The sequence below is a fragment of the Nocardiopsis metallicus genome, from assembly GCF_014201115.1.
GTDB lineage: Bacteria > Actinomycetota > Actinomycetes > Streptosporangiales > Streptosporangiaceae > Nocardiopsis > Nocardiopsis metallicus.
Window position 1 is genome coordinate 2,742,226 of record NZ_JACHDO010000001.1, and the last position, 14,641, is coordinate 2,756,866.

At 71.0% G+C, this 14,641-nt stretch carries 13 protein-coding genes, 1 tRNA gene and 1 pseudogene; 6 read left to right on the forward strand and 9 right to left on the reverse strand.

What is annotated here, in order from left to right:
- Window positions 1-723: 723 nt before the first annotated feature.
- The 7 genes and pseudogenes from HNR07_RS11685 to HNR07_RS11710 all read right to left on the reverse strand — a co-directional run bounded on the left by HNR07_RS11685 (window position 724) and on the right by HNR07_RS11710 (window position 4,438).
- The gene (locus HNR07_RS11685; RefSeq protein WP_221318786.1) at window positions 724-1,428 is read right to left on the reverse strand and encodes a hypothetical protein; all 705 of its coding nucleotides are present in this window, start codon (window positions 1,426-1,428) and stop codon (window positions 724-726) included.
- The gene (locus HNR07_RS11690; protein ID WP_246420271.1) at window positions 1,425-2,033 is read right to left on the reverse strand and encodes a hypothetical protein; all 609 of its coding nucleotides are present in this window, start codon (window positions 2,031-2,033) and stop codon (window positions 1,425-1,427) included. Before HNR07_RS11690 ends, HNR07_RS11685 begins: the two co-directional genes overlap by 4 nt.
- A gap of 93 nt (window positions 2,034-2,126) precedes the next feature.
- Window positions 2,127-2,354: pseudogene (locus HNR07_RS36290) on the reverse strand (DUF7662 domain-containing protein); the annotation flags it as partial.
- A gap of 337 nt (window positions 2,355-2,691) precedes the next feature.
- Window positions 2,692-2,765: transfer RNA gene (locus HNR07_RS11695), tRNA-Val, on the reverse strand.
- A 53-nt stretch (window positions 2,766-2,818) separates the two neighbouring features.
- Window positions 2,819-3,286 (reverse strand): peroxiredoxin, encoded by a 468-nt coding sequence (locus HNR07_RS11700; RefSeq protein ID WP_184364985.1) that lies wholly within the window; start codon window positions 3,284-3,286, stop codon window positions 2,819-2,821.
- A gap of 134 nt (window positions 3,287-3,420) precedes the next feature.
- Entirely contained in the window at window positions 3,421-3,846 is a 426-nt protein-coding gene (locus HNR07_RS11705) for a DUF3052 domain-containing protein (protein WP_017580909.1), read from the reverse strand.
- Between the two features lie 181 nt (window positions 3,847-4,027).
- Window positions 4,028-4,438 carry a secondary thiamine-phosphate synthase enzyme YjbQ gene (locus tag HNR07_RS11710; protein WP_184364987.1) on the reverse strand — a complete coding sequence of 137 codons (411 nt, stop codon included), beginning with the start codon at window positions 4,436-4,438 and terminating at the stop codon, window positions 4,028-4,030.
- A 129-nt stretch (window positions 4,439-4,567) separates the two neighbouring features.
- Here HNR07_RS11710 and HNR07_RS11715 point away from each other — a divergent pair, with 129 nt between their 5' ends.
- The gene (locus HNR07_RS11715; RefSeq protein ID WP_184364989.1) at window positions 4,568-6,268 is read left to right on the forward strand and encodes an alkaline phosphatase D family protein; all 1,701 of its coding nucleotides are present in this window, start codon (window positions 4,568-4,570) and stop codon (window positions 6,266-6,268) included.
- Between the two features lie 234 nt (window positions 6,269-6,502).
- On the opposite strand, the gene HNR07_RS11720 is transcribed toward HNR07_RS11715, so the two are convergent.
- A complete protein-coding gene (locus HNR07_RS11720) occupies window positions 6,503-7,444 on the reverse strand; it encodes a hypothetical protein (RefSeq protein WP_184364991.1) in 942 nt (313 codons plus the stop codon).
- A 302-nt stretch (window positions 7,445-7,746) separates the two neighbouring features.
- On the reverse strand, window positions 7,747-9,048 hold the full coding sequence (locus tag HNR07_RS11725) for a PucR family transcriptional regulator (protein ID WP_184364992.1): 1,302 nt from the start codon (window positions 9,046-9,048) through the stop codon (window positions 7,747-7,749).
- A 331-nt stretch (window positions 9,049-9,379) separates the two neighbouring features.
- Between HNR07_RS11725 and HNR07_RS11730 the strand changes: the two genes are divergently transcribed.
- The 5 genes from HNR07_RS11730 to HNR07_RS11750 all read left to right on the forward strand — a co-directional run bounded on the left by HNR07_RS11730 (window position 9,380) and on the right by HNR07_RS11750 (window position 14,320).
- Window positions 9,380-10,288 (forward strand): ACP S-malonyltransferase, encoded by a 909-nt coding sequence (locus HNR07_RS11730; RefSeq protein ID WP_221319391.1) that lies wholly within the window; start codon window positions 9,380-9,382, stop codon window positions 10,286-10,288.
- A gap of 2 nt (window positions 10,289-10,290) precedes the next feature.
- Window positions 10,291-11,247: a beta-ketoacyl-ACP synthase III gene (locus HNR07_RS11735; protein WP_184364996.1), complete on the forward strand. Its 957-nt coding sequence runs from the start codon at window positions 10,291-10,293 to the stop codon at window positions 11,245-11,247.
- 82 nt (window positions 11,248-11,329) lie between these two features.
- Complete coding sequence (locus HNR07_RS11740; protein WP_017582552.1) at window positions 11,330-11,569, forward strand: acyl carrier protein; 240 nt, start codon at window positions 11,330-11,332, stop codon at window positions 11,567-11,569.
- Window positions 11,570-11,703: 134 nt separating this feature from the next.
- The gene (gene fabF / locus HNR07_RS11745) at window positions 11,704-12,942 is read left to right on the forward strand and encodes a beta-ketoacyl-ACP synthase II (protein WP_184364997.1); all 1,239 of its coding nucleotides are present in this window, start codon (window positions 11,704-11,706) and stop codon (window positions 12,940-12,942) included.
- 205 nt (window positions 12,943-13,147) lie between these two features.
- The gene (locus tag HNR07_RS11750) at window positions 13,148-14,320 is read left to right on the forward strand and encodes an EAL domain-containing protein (protein ID WP_376769976.1); all 1,173 of its coding nucleotides are present in this window, start codon (window positions 13,148-13,150) and stop codon (window positions 14,318-14,320) included.
- Window positions 14,321-14,641: the final 321 nt, after the last annotated feature.

Genomic DNA, 14,641 nt, shown 5'->3' on the forward strand with positions numbered 1-14,641 from the left:
CCCCGAAGAGGAAGGACACACAGAAAAAAGCAAGGATTATCTCCAGTCACACCCGGGCGCTTACCGCGCGCGGGTGACGCGTGAGGGCACTCGTTCTCGTGGCGGGTCGTCGAGGGCTCGAACGCCGAGGGCAGCCGCCCGGTGACCCCGACCGACACGAACGCGTGCCGGGTGGACCTTGTCAAGCGGGTGACCCTGAGCGGGGGCGACCGGCCGCTGCGCCCTGCGATCAGCGCCGTGATCAGACGCACCGAGCGGGGGACCTGCGACGGTCAAGCGCCTGCTGGAACGGGCGTGGAAGGACCGCTGAGCGCTCCGGCCGAGAAGGGGCGACACCCCCGGCGAGGCCAGGTACTGGAGCTTTCCCGCCCGGCCGCGCGGTTCTGCGACGGCTCAGGGCGGGTGCGCGTGCGGGACAGGAAGAAGACCGCCAAGCAGATCCGGGGCGGGGAGGCCGGGGAGCTGAGCTCCACACCCGCAACGGTGCGCAAGAGGCTGCGCGAACGAGGTATGGAGAAATCAGGTCTTCATCCCCTACTCCGACACCCGCATGATTGCCGCGCCCGAGCAGGAGAAGGTCCCACCGTCGGGACCGGCCTCCTGCCGACCTGCACTCTGACCGCCTGGCGAGGGCCGCGTCTGCTCGCTGGCCTCGCCTCTGACGGTTCTCCCGGGCTTCTCCGGGAGCGGTCGACCGGCTGCGTGCCAACGGCTGCCTTGCCTCTACTCGGTTTGGTCTCCGCAGCGGCGCACCAGGTCGCGGATGAGGTCGAGGACAGCGGGGTCGTAGGACTCTTCGACGTGGTTGACGTTCCACAGCCCCGAGGCTCGCACCTTGGGGCTGACCGCGTGGTACCCGAGCCATGTCCGGCTCGGGGCTTTGAGCGTGCCCGAGGCCCCAGAGAGCAGGGCGATGCAGTTGCGTTCGACGAAACCCCGGTCACTGTTCCCGTCGGCACCCGTGGGCACCGGCAGCCAGAGGAACGGCATGCGGCCGACGTATTCGCTGACCCGCCGCTCGACCTCGGCTTCGTGGCTCGTCCACGCAGGACTCCGGGACGGGGCCAGCCACGCCTCCAGGAGGCCGTCATGGCTGTCGTCGCGGCCGATGAGCGCCGCCCCGACATGGCGGCGAAAGATCGACGCCCGGTGGTCTCCGCCGCCAGAACGGTTGCCCCGGTGCTGGGCGAGCCGCTTCCAGAGGGTGGTCCGGCTGGTGGGGGTCAGCGCATGCGTTCCGACTCGGACGACTCGGTGCTTGCCCGAGGGAAGCCGCTCGCCCTCCTCGAGGAAGAAGTAGACGCCGTGGCTGGGCCAAGCATCGCGGCCGGTGCAGTCGCGCAGCAGGCGCGGGCCGCCAACCACGCGGGCGAGGTCGTCCAGCAGCGCGTAGAACTCGTCGATGTGGCGTTGTCGCGTGGTACTCACGTCAGCGGCTCCCATGTCAGTCCGGCCGGCTGGTCGCCGGGTTCCTCTCGCCAGGACGCGGAGAAGGCCTGGCCCAGTGCCCGCGGCACGCGCGCCTGCGCTCCGTCCTGAACTCCCTCGACGGTGGCCAGCACCACCTGTGCGCCCGACGCGCGCCAGTCGACACGACGGAACAGCTTCGCGTAGTCGCTCGAGGTTGCGAGAAAGCCGACGACGGACCGCGCACCGACACGGCGGGCCTCCGCGACGAGGGTTCGTTCGAGTAGTCCCCGCGACCAGTCCGCCAGCCGCAAGGGGCGGTCGTAGCGCGCGATGGGCTCGTCCGCCCGTGCGAGGCCGTAGCCGCCGCTGATGATCAGCACCCGGCCACTGGCGACCGCCTCGGCCAACGCGGGCCCGGCATGCTGGTAGAAGTGGCCGGTATAGCGCCGCCACGCGGGAAGAAGGCGGCCGTCGTCCGCTCCAGCCTGGGCGAGCACACGGGCACGGGCCTCGATCAGTTCCTGGGGCCAGCCGGCATCACCGCCGAACTCCGCGAGGGGGCGCCCTCCTGGGGCCTTGGCCGATGAACAGGCGATGACCAGCAAGGCACTACGGGGATCCAACGGGGGCAGCTCTGTACTCGATCGACTTGCCGCACACGGACTCGATCGCGCGGAACCCCGCCCCTGAGGAACATGGGGCTTCCCCTTCCTTCGGAAGGTCACCGAATGCCCGGGTTTCACGAAGCCCAGCTCGTATCCCGCACGCCGCCACGCCCGCGTATGTGAGCGATCACCGTGCCACCACCGCGGATAGTGGTTGACGGCCGAGGCGGGAAGGCCGCCCACGACCTCGTCCAGCTCGTCCCACGCCACAGTCACCACGTCCCGCGCGCTGCCGCGTAGGTACTCGGTGAGCCGGGCATACGTCGCTCGTTGTGCCATGAGTCGCGCTCCTGGTCCGACTGCCGGGTCATGACAATCGTGGATGGAGATCGCCCCCGGGCAGGGCGATTCAGCGCGAACTACACAGAACGGTTACCGGAGCTGGTCGCCACCGCCATCGAGGCCAATGGCTGGCGGCTGGTGATGGCCAGCACCGTGAAACGACGAAAGCGCCCTCGCGGGCGCTTCGAAGTGAGGAGTGGGCCCTGGGCAAGCCAACTACAACCCGCGAGGCGAAGCCTCGCACCGGGGGCCCGGGGTCGTCCCCCGGAGGAAACGACGGAACGACCCGGCGAGGCGGCCGAAGGCCCCCGAGCAGGATCGTTCCGGAGTGGAGTGGGCGCGAAGGGACTCGAACCCCTGGCCTATTGCTTGTAAGGCAATTGCTCTAACCAACTGAGCTACGCGCCCCGTTTGTGCGTCGCGAGCGATCATACCGCTTTGTGGTGGTACTCGCGCCTGACTTATCCGGCCAGGCGGCGTGCCTGGTCGATGTACTCCTCGACGTCCCTGGGCTGACCGGCCGGGGTGTGGACGGTCCAGCGGACGGTGCCCTCGGCGTCGATGAGGAAGCTGCCCCGGCGGGCCACGCCGCGCTGGTCGTCGAAGACCCCGTAGGCCCGGGCGGCGGCGCCGTGGGGCCAGAAGTCGGACAGCAGCGCGAAGGGAAAGCCCTCCCGGTCGGACCAGGTGCGCAGGGCGAAGGTGGAGTCGACGGACACCGCCAGGACCGTGACGTCCAGGGCCTTGAGTTCGGCGTGGTGCTCGCGCAGGTCGGCGAGTTCGCCGGAGCACACGCCGGAGAAGGCCAGCGGGTAGAAGACCACGAGCACGGGGCCGCCCCGCAGGGAGCTCAGGACGGTGTCCTGGCCGTACTGGTCCTGGAGTGTGATCTCGGGCGCGCGGCTGCCCGCGGTGGCGGTGTCGGTCATGCTCGCGTTCGTGTTCGTCGGCTGTACAGGCCGGAGTCGGCGCCCGCCGGTCAGCGGGCGCCCTTCAGCGCCGCGCGCCCGTTCTGGCTGGGGCGCGCGGCACCGGACGTCTCACCCGGTGAGGGTGCTGTCCGTCACCGCTTGGGAACGACCAGGCGGGTGCCCGACCAGTCCGCGCCGATGCTCACCGCGCTGGTCTGGGAAAGGCCCGATGTGTTGGCCGCCTCGGCGACGTCGTTCGGGGACACGTGCAGATCACGGCCGGCCTTCGGGGTCAGGACCAGGATGGTCCCCCCGTCGGCGATGGTCGTCACCGTGTCCATCAGAGCGTCGGTGAGGTCGCCTTCTTCGTCGGACCGCCACCACAGCAGTGCCGCGTCGACGTCGCCGTCGTACTCCTCGTCGACCAGCGCCTCGCCCGTGAGTTCGGCGATGGATGCGCGCAGCCCCTCGTCGACGTCGTCGTCGAAGCCGAATTCCTGCACCACCTGACCCGGCTTGAATCCGAGTCGGTCAGCCAAGCCGCGTTCGCTTTGTGCCTGGCCCGCGGTCGCGCTCACGAAAGTTCTCCTCCACAGATGGTTTTTCTCAATCTTGCCTGCACGAAGCAGTTGTCACAACGATGCCGGGCCTTTTCGTCGCCCGTCACGTGGGTCCGTAACCATCGCTGATGGCCTAGTTCACACGCTAGTGGCATCTCCCGTCAACGCGCGGCCGAACCCGGCACGCGTCGAATCCGCGTCATCCGGACCCTAGGAAGGACAACCGCACCTGTCGGTCCGGGTTGTCCACGTTCAGGTCCACGACAGCGATGGACTGCCATGTCCCCAGTTCGAGTCTGCCGGACAGGACGGGCACCGTGGTCTGTGGCGCGACGAACGCCGGCATGACGTGCGAACGCCCGTGCCCCTGGGACCCGTGTTTGTGGCGCCACCGGTCGTCGGCCGGTAGCAGGTCGTCGAGGGAGGCGAGGAGGTCGTCGTCGGACCCCGCTCCCAGCTCGATGATGGCCACACCCGCGGTCGCGTGCGGGACGAAGACGTTGAGTAGGCCGTCGCCGCCGCTGCGGGCGACGAAGTCGCCGCACTGCGCGGTGATGTCGGTGATGCTCTCCGATCCGCCGGTGTGCAGCTCAAGGATCTGTGTCCGCATAGCGACACCTTCGCGCAGCCGGGCCCGCGGTGCAACCATCCCCGGTCAGCTTGGAGATGGTCGGGGGCGCCGTGGAGCGGCCATACTCGTCGTCGGTGTATGTGAAACTGGTGCAAAGAAGGGAAAAGGGTGACTGTCTCGTTACGTCTGGGGCCGGTGCTCCGGCATGTGGGACCCACTACGGCGACGGTGTGGGTGGAGACTGACGCGCCCTGTGACGTACGGATCCGTGTGGACGGCGTGGCGGTCGCGGCCGCCCGGACCTTCACCGTCCACGGACACCACTACGCCGTGTGCGAAATCGAGGGTCTGGCCCCCGGTTCGGTCCTTCCGTACGAGGTTTTCCTCGCCGAGGACCGGGTCTGGCCCGAACCCGACAGCCCGCTGCCGCCGAGCGTTCTGCGCACTCTGGCCCCGGACGCGCCCGCGCGCCTGCTGTACGGCTCCTGCCACACCCCCACCGGCGACACACCCGAGGGCCTGGTGCGCTACGGTCCCGACATGCTCCGTGCCACCGCGCGCCGACTGGCCCGGGAGGGTCTGGGTGCCGTGGACGGCCAGGCCCGGGAGAACCTGGCGCTGTTGCTGATCGGCGACCAGGTCTACGCCGACGAACTCCAGGAGCCCATGCGCGCCTTCCTCCGGCAGGCACGGCTGGGGCGGGTGCGCGGCGAGGGTCCCGGGGACGACGCGCCCGAGGACGAGGTCGTGCGCTACGACGAGTACGCCGAGCTCTACCGGCAGGCCTGGTCCGACCCCCAGGTGCGGTGGCTGCTGTCGACCGTCCCCACCCTGATGGTCTTCGACGACCACGACATCCGCGACGACTGGAACACCTCGGCCGCCTGGCGGCGCTCCATGGACGACCACCCGTGGTGGCGTACCCGGATGACCAGCGGACTCGGCGCCTACTGGGTGTACCAGCACGTGGGAAACCTCTCCCCCGACGCACGCGACAAGGACCCGCTGTGGGCCGTGGTACGCGACCACCGGGATCGCGGTAGCGATGCCGGGGACACCCTGGACTCCTTCGCCTGGCGGGCGCACGAGGACCCCGCCTCCTACCGGTGGAGCCACCGCCACGACATCGGCGGCGTACGCGTCCTGGTGGCCGACACCCGCTGCGGGCGGGCCCTGGGCGAGGGAGACCCCCACGACGGCTCCAGGTCCATCCTGGGGCCGGAGGGGCACGACTGGCTCGACCAGCACCTCACCGGCGGCCCCGAGCACCTCGTGGTGGCCTCCACGGTCCCGATCCTGCTGCCGCCCTCCGTGCACCACTTGGAGGCCTGGAACGAGGCGGTCTGCGGCGGCGCCTGGGGGGCGGCGGCGCGCGGCCCCGCGGAGAAGCTGCGCCAGGCCCTGGACCTGGAGCACTGGGGCGCCTTCCAGTACTCCTTCCACCGGCTCGCCGACGCCGTGCTGGAGGTGGCCCGCGGCGGACGCGGCCCGGCCCCCGCCACCGTCCTGCTGCTCAGCGGGGACGTCCACTTCTCCTACCTGGCGCGCGCCCGGGCCCGGAAGGGGCAGACGACCTCCCGGGTGACCCAGCTGGTCTCCTCCGCGCTGTGCAACCAGCTCCCGCCGAACTTCCGCCGCGCGGCCGCGCTGTCCGCGAGCTGGCCCTTCCACCTGGCAGGGAAGATCATGACCCGGCTGGCCGGGGTGCGCCGCAGCCCGCTGTCCTGGCGGCTGGCCGAGCGCCCCTACTTCGGCAACACCATCGGCGAGGTGGCCTTCGACGGCCGTGAGGCCGAGGCGCGCTGGTACCACTGCCCCCAGGGCGGTGGCGAAGCGCTCCCCGAGATCCGCCGCCGCGTCCGGGTCTGATCAGGTCCCCTTCTGAAGATGATCTTGCTACCAGGAGCAAGTTCGGCGCCTCGGGTTTCAGCGGCTCAGCGCTCCTGGTAGCAGGATCACCGGGGATGCGGGGGTGGGTCTGCGGGCAGCCCCGGGCGCGCTTCCCGGGTACTGATCCGGGCCGACGCACCTGTGGCGGCGTTCCGGGTCGGAACGCCGCCACAGGTGGTTCCAGGGCGCACGGACGGGTCCGGGCCCGTGGTCCTAGGGCTTGTGCGAGGGCGGGCGGCGGTTGGCGTGGCCCCGGCGGCGGTTGCGCACGCTCAACCCGAGCGCTCCGCCCTGGTCCAGGATGTGCCGGGCGGCCCGGTTGACGGTGCCGCGGGGCCCGGAGTCCGACGAGGGGGCGTCCTCGGTCTCGGCCGGTTCGGGCGGCTTGGGGATGAGCGCGGTGGGCTCGTTGTCCTGGTCCCCGACCTCCTCCGGCAGCGCGTGGAGCTTACGGGTGCGCTGAAGCTGCGGACCGTCCTCGGTCCCGTGCCCGTCCTCGGCGGGGGCGGCCGTCTCGGTCGGGTTGAGCTTCTCCTGCGCCACGGCCTCCTTCCACGCCTTCTCCTGCTGCTGGTCCTGCTCCTTCTGCTGGGCCAGGCGGCGGGCCCGGTCGGTGCGCCAGGCCCGGTAGGAGCGGGCCATCGGGGTGGCGATCGGCCAGGTGACCTTGGCCGGGCGGGACAGCGCGTGCCACAGGTAGGCGGTGGTGCCCCAGGCCTCCATGGCTCGGCGCGCCTTGGTGATGGTGAAGAAGGTGGGCATGGCCAGTAGCAGCTGCGGCCAGGCCAGGGCCAGGGCGGCGAACAGCGGGTACATGCCGCCGCCCGCGACCGCGGCGCACGCGCCGATGGCCATCGGCACCAGTGCCAACGCCACCCGCAGCTGGGTGAACTGGCGGAAGCGGTGCAGGGAACGCCGGGCCGACACCGGTGGCGCGAGGCCCTCCGGCAGCGGCGTGGGCTGCACGATCATCGCCAGCAGCAGTGTTCCCACACCGACGCTGGCCGCCAGCAGGATCGTCCACCCGGCGGCGGAGAAGGCCCCGCCCACCAGCAGGTACACCAACCCGATCACCGGGAGCGGCGCGGGGAGCCAGAACAGCACCCGCCTGCGCAGCTCTCCCTCCTGCGTGGGCTGGAGTACGAAATCGATCACCGGGCGTAGTATCCGGAACCTCTTCCTCGGTCGCTCGACCACAGCGTTGGACCCCCCAAGAACGTCGTGACGGAGCGGTGCGGGGAGCGACGCCCGAGGGTTTTCGTCGTCTTCCGGCTCCACCTGCAACCCGCCCGTATCAAAGCTATCCCTTTTCGCGTAGTCCCCGGGCGCACACGGTCAGTTACACACATACCCGACGCTGGTGAAACTTCCATAAGGCAACCCATATGACAGGCAACGATCAGATTACGACGTGGCGGAGGTCTCACCAGTACTCACGCCGATAACGGTCATCCGAGTCATCCGCCTCGGGTTTCGGACAACCTGCCCAGTGCCACCGCCACCCGGAGCACGAACGAGCCGCGACCGTCCGAAGGGATGTGCCCGGTGAGTTCGGAGATGCGGCTGAGGCGGTAGCGCACCGTGTTCGGGTGCACGAAGAGCATGCGCGCGGTCGCTTCCAGCGAGGAGGCGTGTTCGAGGTAGACCGACAACGTGTCCAAGAGCGGGGAGCCCGCGCCCTGGAGGGGGAGGTACACCTCCGTCACCAACTGCTGGCGGGCCTCGGTGTCGCCCTCCAGCGCGCGCTCGGGCAGCAGGTCGTCGGCGAGCACCGGCCTGGGCGCGTCGGGCCAGGCCACGGCGGCCCGCAGACCGCTCACCGCGGCGCGCACCGAGGTCCCCGCAGCGTGCAGGTCCGGCACGGCCGGGCCGACCACCACGGGCCCGCTCCCGAAGAGCCCGGCCAGGGGTTCGGCGGCCGCGGCCGGGAGCTCCTCGGCCGGGTAGCGGTCACCCACCCCGATCACCACGACCACGCGGCGTCCCTGCATGCCCGCCAGGACGTCGTAGCCGAGGCGGCGCGCGGCCGAACGCAGGTCGTCCAGGACCTTGTTCCCGCCCTCGTCGCCGAGGTCGCCGGCGACGGCGATCACCGGGGTGTGCGACCAGCCCAGCGCCGAACCCCAGGTCTGCAGGCCCTCCACCTGGTCGCCGTGCAGCAGGGCGTCGACGATCAGCGCTTCGAGCCGGGCGTCCCAGGCCCCGCGGGCCTCGGCGGCGCGGGCGTAGACCTTGGCGGAGCTGAAGGCCACCTCGCGGGTGTAACGGAGCATCGCCTCGCGCAGCTGCTGTGCGCCGCCGGGTGCGGCGAGGTCGTCGACCTGGCTCTCCACCACATCGATGACCACGCGGATCATGTCGACGGTCTGCTGGAGGGAGACCGACCTGGTGAGTTCGCGCGGGGCGGTGCCGAAGACCTCCACCGTGATCGCCGGACGGCCGCGCTCGGGGTTGCGGAACCAGTCCACGAAGGCGGCGACCCCGGACTGGGCCACCAGGCCGATCCAGGAGCGGTCCTGGGCCGACATCCGGCGGAACCAGCCGAGCTTCTCCTCCATGCGGCTGACCGCGGCGGTGCCGAGCACCCCCATGGAGCGTTCCAGACGCCGGACGGTCTCGGCGCGGATCTGCTCGGGCGGGGCCTGCTCCGGCAGCGTCTGCCCCGCCGGGGTGTGCTCCGGTGGGATCTGGTCCTGTGGGGTCTCGGACCCGGTCGGCGCACTGGCGCCGTCCTCGGTCGGTCGGGATTCGGTGTTCACCCGTCTAGGTTCGCATCCCCGCCTCTCCGGGCCCGGGGTTCACCCCCGTGTCGGCCGTCACCCCGCAGGTCGACCGGGGTCCGCGGAGCGCCCGCGCGGGGCTGCGCGTACCGTCGGAAAGTGATCTCCTCCACCCGTTTCGGGCTTGTGGACACACCACGGACAGCGTTTTGTGGAGTACCTACAAACGGTACCCCGCTAACTTCGTGTCCCTCCCTATCCAACTGGTGATCTCCTACAGGGCAAGGTAGATGTCGTGCTTGTAATCGTTGCTCCCGGCCAAGGCGCCCAGGTTCCCGGTTTCCTCTCCCCGTGGCTCGAACTCCCCGGCATGGCCGACACGTTCGCCGCGTGGTCCGAGGTGACCGGTCTCGACCTCGTGCGCTACGGCACCACCGCGGACGCGGATGAGATCCGTGACACCGCCGTCGCCCAGCCCTTGCTGGTCAGCGCCGGCCTGGCCGCGGCCTCCGCCGTGCTCGGTCCGCTGGCCGCGCCCGAGCCCCCGCTGCCCGCCTCCCCCACGCTGGTGGACGCCACCGCGGGGCACAGCGTCGGCGAGTTCACCGCCGCCGCGATCGCCGGCGTGCTCTCCCCCAAGGACGCGCTGGCGCTGGTCGCCGAGCGCGGCCGCGGGATGGCCGACGCCGCCGCCCGCACCGAGACCGGCATGACCGCGGTCCTGGGCGGCAAGCGCGAGGACGTCCTGGCCGCCATCGAGGCCGCCGGGCTGACCCCCGCCAACGACAACGGCTCCGGGCAGATCGTGGCCGCGGGCACCACCGCCCAACTGGCCGCGTTCGCCGAGAACCCGCCCGAGCGGGCCCGCCTGCGCCCCTTGTCCGTGGCGGGCGCCTTCCACACCGAGCACATGGCCCCGGCCGTGGAGCGGGTGCGCACGGCCGCCCACGGGCTGAGCACCGCCGATCCCAGCGTGCGCCTGCTGTCCAACGCCGACGGCGCCGTGGTCGAGAGCGGCTCGGAGTACCTGGAGCGGCTGGTCGCCCAGATCTCCTCCCCGGTCCGTTGGGACGCCTGCACGCAGACGCTCGCCGACCTCGGGGTGACCGCGCTCATCGAGCTGACCCCCGCGGGTACCCTCACCGGCCTCGCCAAGCGCGCCCTGCGCGGTATCGAGCTCCTCGCGGTGAAGACCCCCGACGACCTCGAGCGCGCAGGCGCCCTCATCAAGGAGCACGCGGGGACCACCTCCTCCGCGAGCGTCCAGCAGGAAGGCTGACCATGTTCAACGCCCCGAGCGCCCCCGGCGGCGCCGCGATCCGCTCCTTCGGCGAGTACCAGCCGTCGCGGGTCGTGACCAACGCCGACCTGGAGGCCCGCGTCGAGACCACCGACGAGTGGATCCAGAGCCGCGTGGGCATCCAGGAGCGCCGTATCGCGGGCCCCGAGGACACCGTGGCGAGCATGGCCGTGGCGGCGGGCGGCAAGGCTCTGGCCGCCGGCGGGCTCTCCCCCGAGGACATCGACCTGGTGATCGTGGCGACCTGCACCGTGCAGGACCAGATCCCCAACACCGCGGCCACCGTGGCCGCCAAGCTCGGCATCGTCGCCCCGGGCGCCTTCGACGTCAACGCCGCCTGCGCTGGGTTCGTCTACGCCCTCAACCTGGCCTCGGACTCGGTCCGGGTCGGCAGCGCGCGCAACGTCCTGGTGATCGGCTCGGAGAAGCTCAGCGACTACGTCGACTGGCAAGACCGGTCCACCTGCGTGATCTTCGCCGACGGCGCCGGCGCCGCGGTCGTCTCGGCCGCCGAGGACCACGGGATCGGCCCGGTCGTGTGGGGTTCCTCGGGCGAGCGCGCCGACAAGATCTACCTCCGTGAGGGCAAGTACCTCTACCAGGAGGGCCAGGCCGTCTTCCGGTGGACCACCACCGAGCTGTACAAGGTGGCCCTGGAAGCCCTGGAGAGGGCCGGCGTCGAGCCCTCCGAGCTCACCGCCTTCGTGCCCCACCAGGCCAACCTGCGGATCGTCGAGTCCATCGCGCGCAAGCTGGGGGCGCCCCAAGCGCTTGTGGCGCGCGATATCGTCACCGCGGGCAACACCTCTTCCGCCTCGATCCCTCTCGCGCTCTCGCGCATGGTCGAGCGCGGGGAACTGCCGTCGGGGAGCACCGTGCTCACCCTGGGATTCGGCGCGGGCTTGGTCTACGCCGCACAGGTGATCCGCATCCCCTGATCCGAATTCCGTCAAGGCCCGGGCACTTCGCACACGGAAGCGTTTCCCGACACCACACACGTCAAGCAAGGAGAAACAAGACATGGCCCTCAGCGAGCAGGAAATCCTGGCCGGCCTCGGCGAGATCGTCGAAGAGATCGTCGGCACCGAGCCTGCCGATGTCACGCCCGAGAAGAGCTTCGTGGACGACCTGGACATCGACTCGCTGTCCATGGTGGAGATCGCCGTCGCCGCGCAGGACAAGTTCGGCGTGGAGATCCCCGACGACCAGCTCAAGGACCTCAAGACGGTCCAGGACGTCATCAACTTCATCCAGAAGTAGCGCGTCCGGGCCGTCGCCGACCCACCAGGTCGCGGCGGCCCGCCCGTCCCCACCACGGACACCCGCACCAACCACCCGCCACGCCTCCCGGCACACGACCGCCGGGAACGACCCACGAGAAGGGCGATCGGATCATGTCCAAGACCGATGTCGTCGTCACCGGCCTCGGCGCCACCACCCCCCTCGGGGGTGACGTCGCGACCACATGGTCCGCGCTCCTCGACGGCCGCTCCGGGATCAGCATGCTGCCGGAGGACTGGCACGAGAAGCTTCCGGTGCACTTCGCCGGGCAGATCGCGCAGGAGCCCTCCGAGAAGCTCCCGCGCCCCCGGCTGCGCCGCCTCGACCGGACCCAGCAGTTCGCCCTCATCGCCGCCCAGGAGGCATGGGCCGACGCGGGCACCCCCGAGATCGACCCCCTGCGCCTGGGAGTGGTGGTCTCCAGCGGGATCGGTGGCATCCTCACCATCCTGGAGCAGTACGACACCTTCCGGGAGAAGGGCTGGAAGCGGGTCTCCCCGTTCACCGTGCCCATGCTCATGCCCAACAGCCCGGCCGCGGCCGTGGCCCTGGAGTTCACCGCCCGCGCCGGGGCCCACGCCCCGGTCAGCGCCTGCGCCTCCAGCGCCGAGGCCATCGCCAACGGTGTGGACATGATCCGCGCCGGGCGGGCCGACGTGGTGATCGCCGGCGGCACCGAGGCCGCGATCCACCCGCTCAACATCGCGTCCTTCGCGTCCATGCGGGCCCTGTCCACCCGCAACGACGACCCGCAGACCGCGTCCCGTCCCTGGGACAAGGACCGCGACGGCTTCGTCATGGGTGAGGGCGCGGGCATCCTCGTCCTGGAGTCGGCCGAGCACGCCGCCAAGCGCGGTGCGCGCGTGTACGCCCACGCCTCCGGTGTGGGTTACACCGACGACGCCCACGACATCGTGATGCCCGACCCGGAGGGCGCCGGACAGGCCCGCGCCATCGAACAGGCCCTGGCCGACGCCGACCTCAAGCCCAGCGACATCGTGCACGTCAACGCGCACGCCACGTCCACCCCCGCCGGGGACGTCGGGGAGACCCGGGCGATCCGTTCGGCCCTGGGCGACGCCGCCGCGGACCAGGTCGCGGTGACCTCCACCAAGTCCATGACCGGCCACCTGCTGGGCGGCGCGGGCGCGGTGGAGTCGATCGCGACGATCCTGGCCCTGCACGAGGGCCTGATCCCGCCGACCATCAACATCTCCGAGCTCGACCCCGACGTGGCCGTGGACATCGTCCGCGACAAGCCCCGGGAGATGCCCGCCGGAGACGTCGCCGCCATCAACGAGTCCTTCGGGTTCGGCGGCCACAACATCGCCGTGGCCTTCCGCCGCGCCTAGGGCGGGTCCGCCGGGCATGCCTTAGTTTCGCCTGAGCCGCGCACGGGCGGCACCGGTTCCATCGCAGTGGGCGTCACCGCACGGTGACGCCCGCTGTCGTATGCGTGAGGGCCGTTGTGGGCTCGTGAACGTCCGGCGGCCCGCGGCTCAACAACGGTTGAACAGCCGCGCCCGGGGCTTCAGCTCCGTGGGCCCACGCGTCACCATGGGTGCCGTGCCCACCCTTCCTCCCTCACACACCCACCCGGCCCCCGGTGCCGTCGAGGACGGGCCGCGCAAACGGCGGAGCCCCTCCTTCCGCCCCGTCGTGGACCTGGACTCCGGTGCCGTCGTGGCCGTGGAGGTCGTCTCCCCCGTCCCCGAGGGCCTGGGGCTGCCGGACGGAAGCGGCCGCACGGCCGTGCTCGTCGCCGAATGGCTCGCCTCCCTGGTACGTGCCGGGTTCGGCGCCGAGAGCCTGCTGCCGTTGGTGCTGCCGCTGCCCTCGTCCGTACTCGTCGACGGGGCGGACCTGGCCGCGCTGGTCGAGAGCGGGCTGCGCCGGGCCGGTCGGCGCCCGCGCGACGTCACCCTGATGCTCACCCCCGACCTGGTGGAGCTGCCCAGGGCCACCGTACTGGCCGGGGTCGCCAACCTGCGGGCACTGGGCTTCCGGTGCGGTTTCGGTACCGCGATGGCCCGGCCGGACCTGGTCGTTGAGGCCACGCCCTTCCTGATCCGGTTGGACCCGGCCCTGGTGAAGGGGGTCGACAGCGACCAGCGACACGGCGGGATCGTGGAAGGGCTGGCCCGGATCGGGCGCAGCAGCGGCGTGTACGCGATGGCGGCGGGGGTGTCGCGGGCCGAGGAGATCGTCCGGCTGCGTGAGTGCGGGGTACGTCTGGGCAGCGGGGCGTTCTTCACCGAACCCACCTGGAAGCCCGGGGAGAAGATCACGCCGGTACCCGAGCCGGCGGCCACCTCCCTGGACGACACCGATTCCGGCCCCCGGGTCACCGAGTTCATGGTGCCGCCGCTGGACTTCGACGCCGAGTCCACCGGCGAGCACGTCATGGAGGCCTTCACCGGGGACACCGCGCTCAACAGCGTGGTCCTCATCGACCACCGGGAACGGCCGATAGGAGTCATCGACCGGACCCGGTTCCTGCTTTCGGTGACCGGCCGCTACGGGCACGCGCTGCACGCCAAGCGCCCGGCGCTGCGGCTGTCGGAGTCACCCCGGACGGTTCCGGCGTGGATGTCGGCCATCGCGGCGCTTCGGGTGGCCGGGCAGGACCGCGAACGCGTCTACGACGACCTGATCGTGACCAACCCGTACGGCCAGTGCATGGGGATCGTGCACGTCAGCGATCTCATCCAGTCCCTGTCCCGGCAGTGAGCCACGGCCTCCGCCCAGGCTCATGAAAACGACGGGGCCCGCACCGGATGGATCGGATGCTGTTGGCGAATCCGCAGCATCGGGGCCCGGAGAAGTGGAGAAGCTGAGAAGCAGAGAAGCGGAGAAGCTGAGAAGCTGACATGGGGAGGCTTCTCTGTGTCAGGCTCGGGCTTGGGTAGAGCATCCGGGGCGGGGGTTGGGGTTGCGGTTCGGGTTGGGGTTCCCCCGTTTCCCGCCGCTTGATGGTTGCCGTCTCCGCTGCGCGCGTCAAGGTAGTCGCGTCAAGGGCTTCGCCCGCAGGGCGCTCCACCTTGACCCGCT

Bases quoted from the DNA above. Each gene is read 5' to 3' on its own strand.
- HNR07_RS11700 (WP_184364985.1), bottom strand. From the start codon at position 3,286: ATGACCGACACCGCCACCGCGGGCAGCCGCGCGCCCGAGATCACACTC.
- HNR07_RS11710 (WP_184364987.1), bottom strand. From the start codon at position 4,438: ATGCGGACACAGATCCTTGAGCTGCACACCGGCGGATCGGAGAGCATC.
- HNR07_RS11730 (WP_221319391.1), top strand. From the start codon at position 9,380: ATGGCCGACACGTTCGCCGCGTGGTCCGAGGTGACCGGTCTCGACCTC.
- HNR07_RS11735 (WP_184364996.1), top strand. From the start codon at position 10,291: ATGTTCAACGCCCCGAGCGCCCCCGGCGGCGCCGCGATCCGCTCCTTC.
- HNR07_RS11740 (WP_017582552.1), top strand. From the start codon at position 11,330: ATGGCCCTCAGCGAGCAGGAAATCCTGGCCGGCCTCGGCGAGATCGTC.
- fabF (WP_184364997.1), top strand. From the start codon at position 11,704: ATGTCCAAGACCGATGTCGTCGTCACCGGCCTCGGCGCCACCACCCCC.
- HNR07_RS11750 (WP_376769976.1), top strand. From the start codon at position 13,148: ATGGGTGCCGTGCCCACCCTTCCTCCCTCACACACCCACCCGGCCCCC.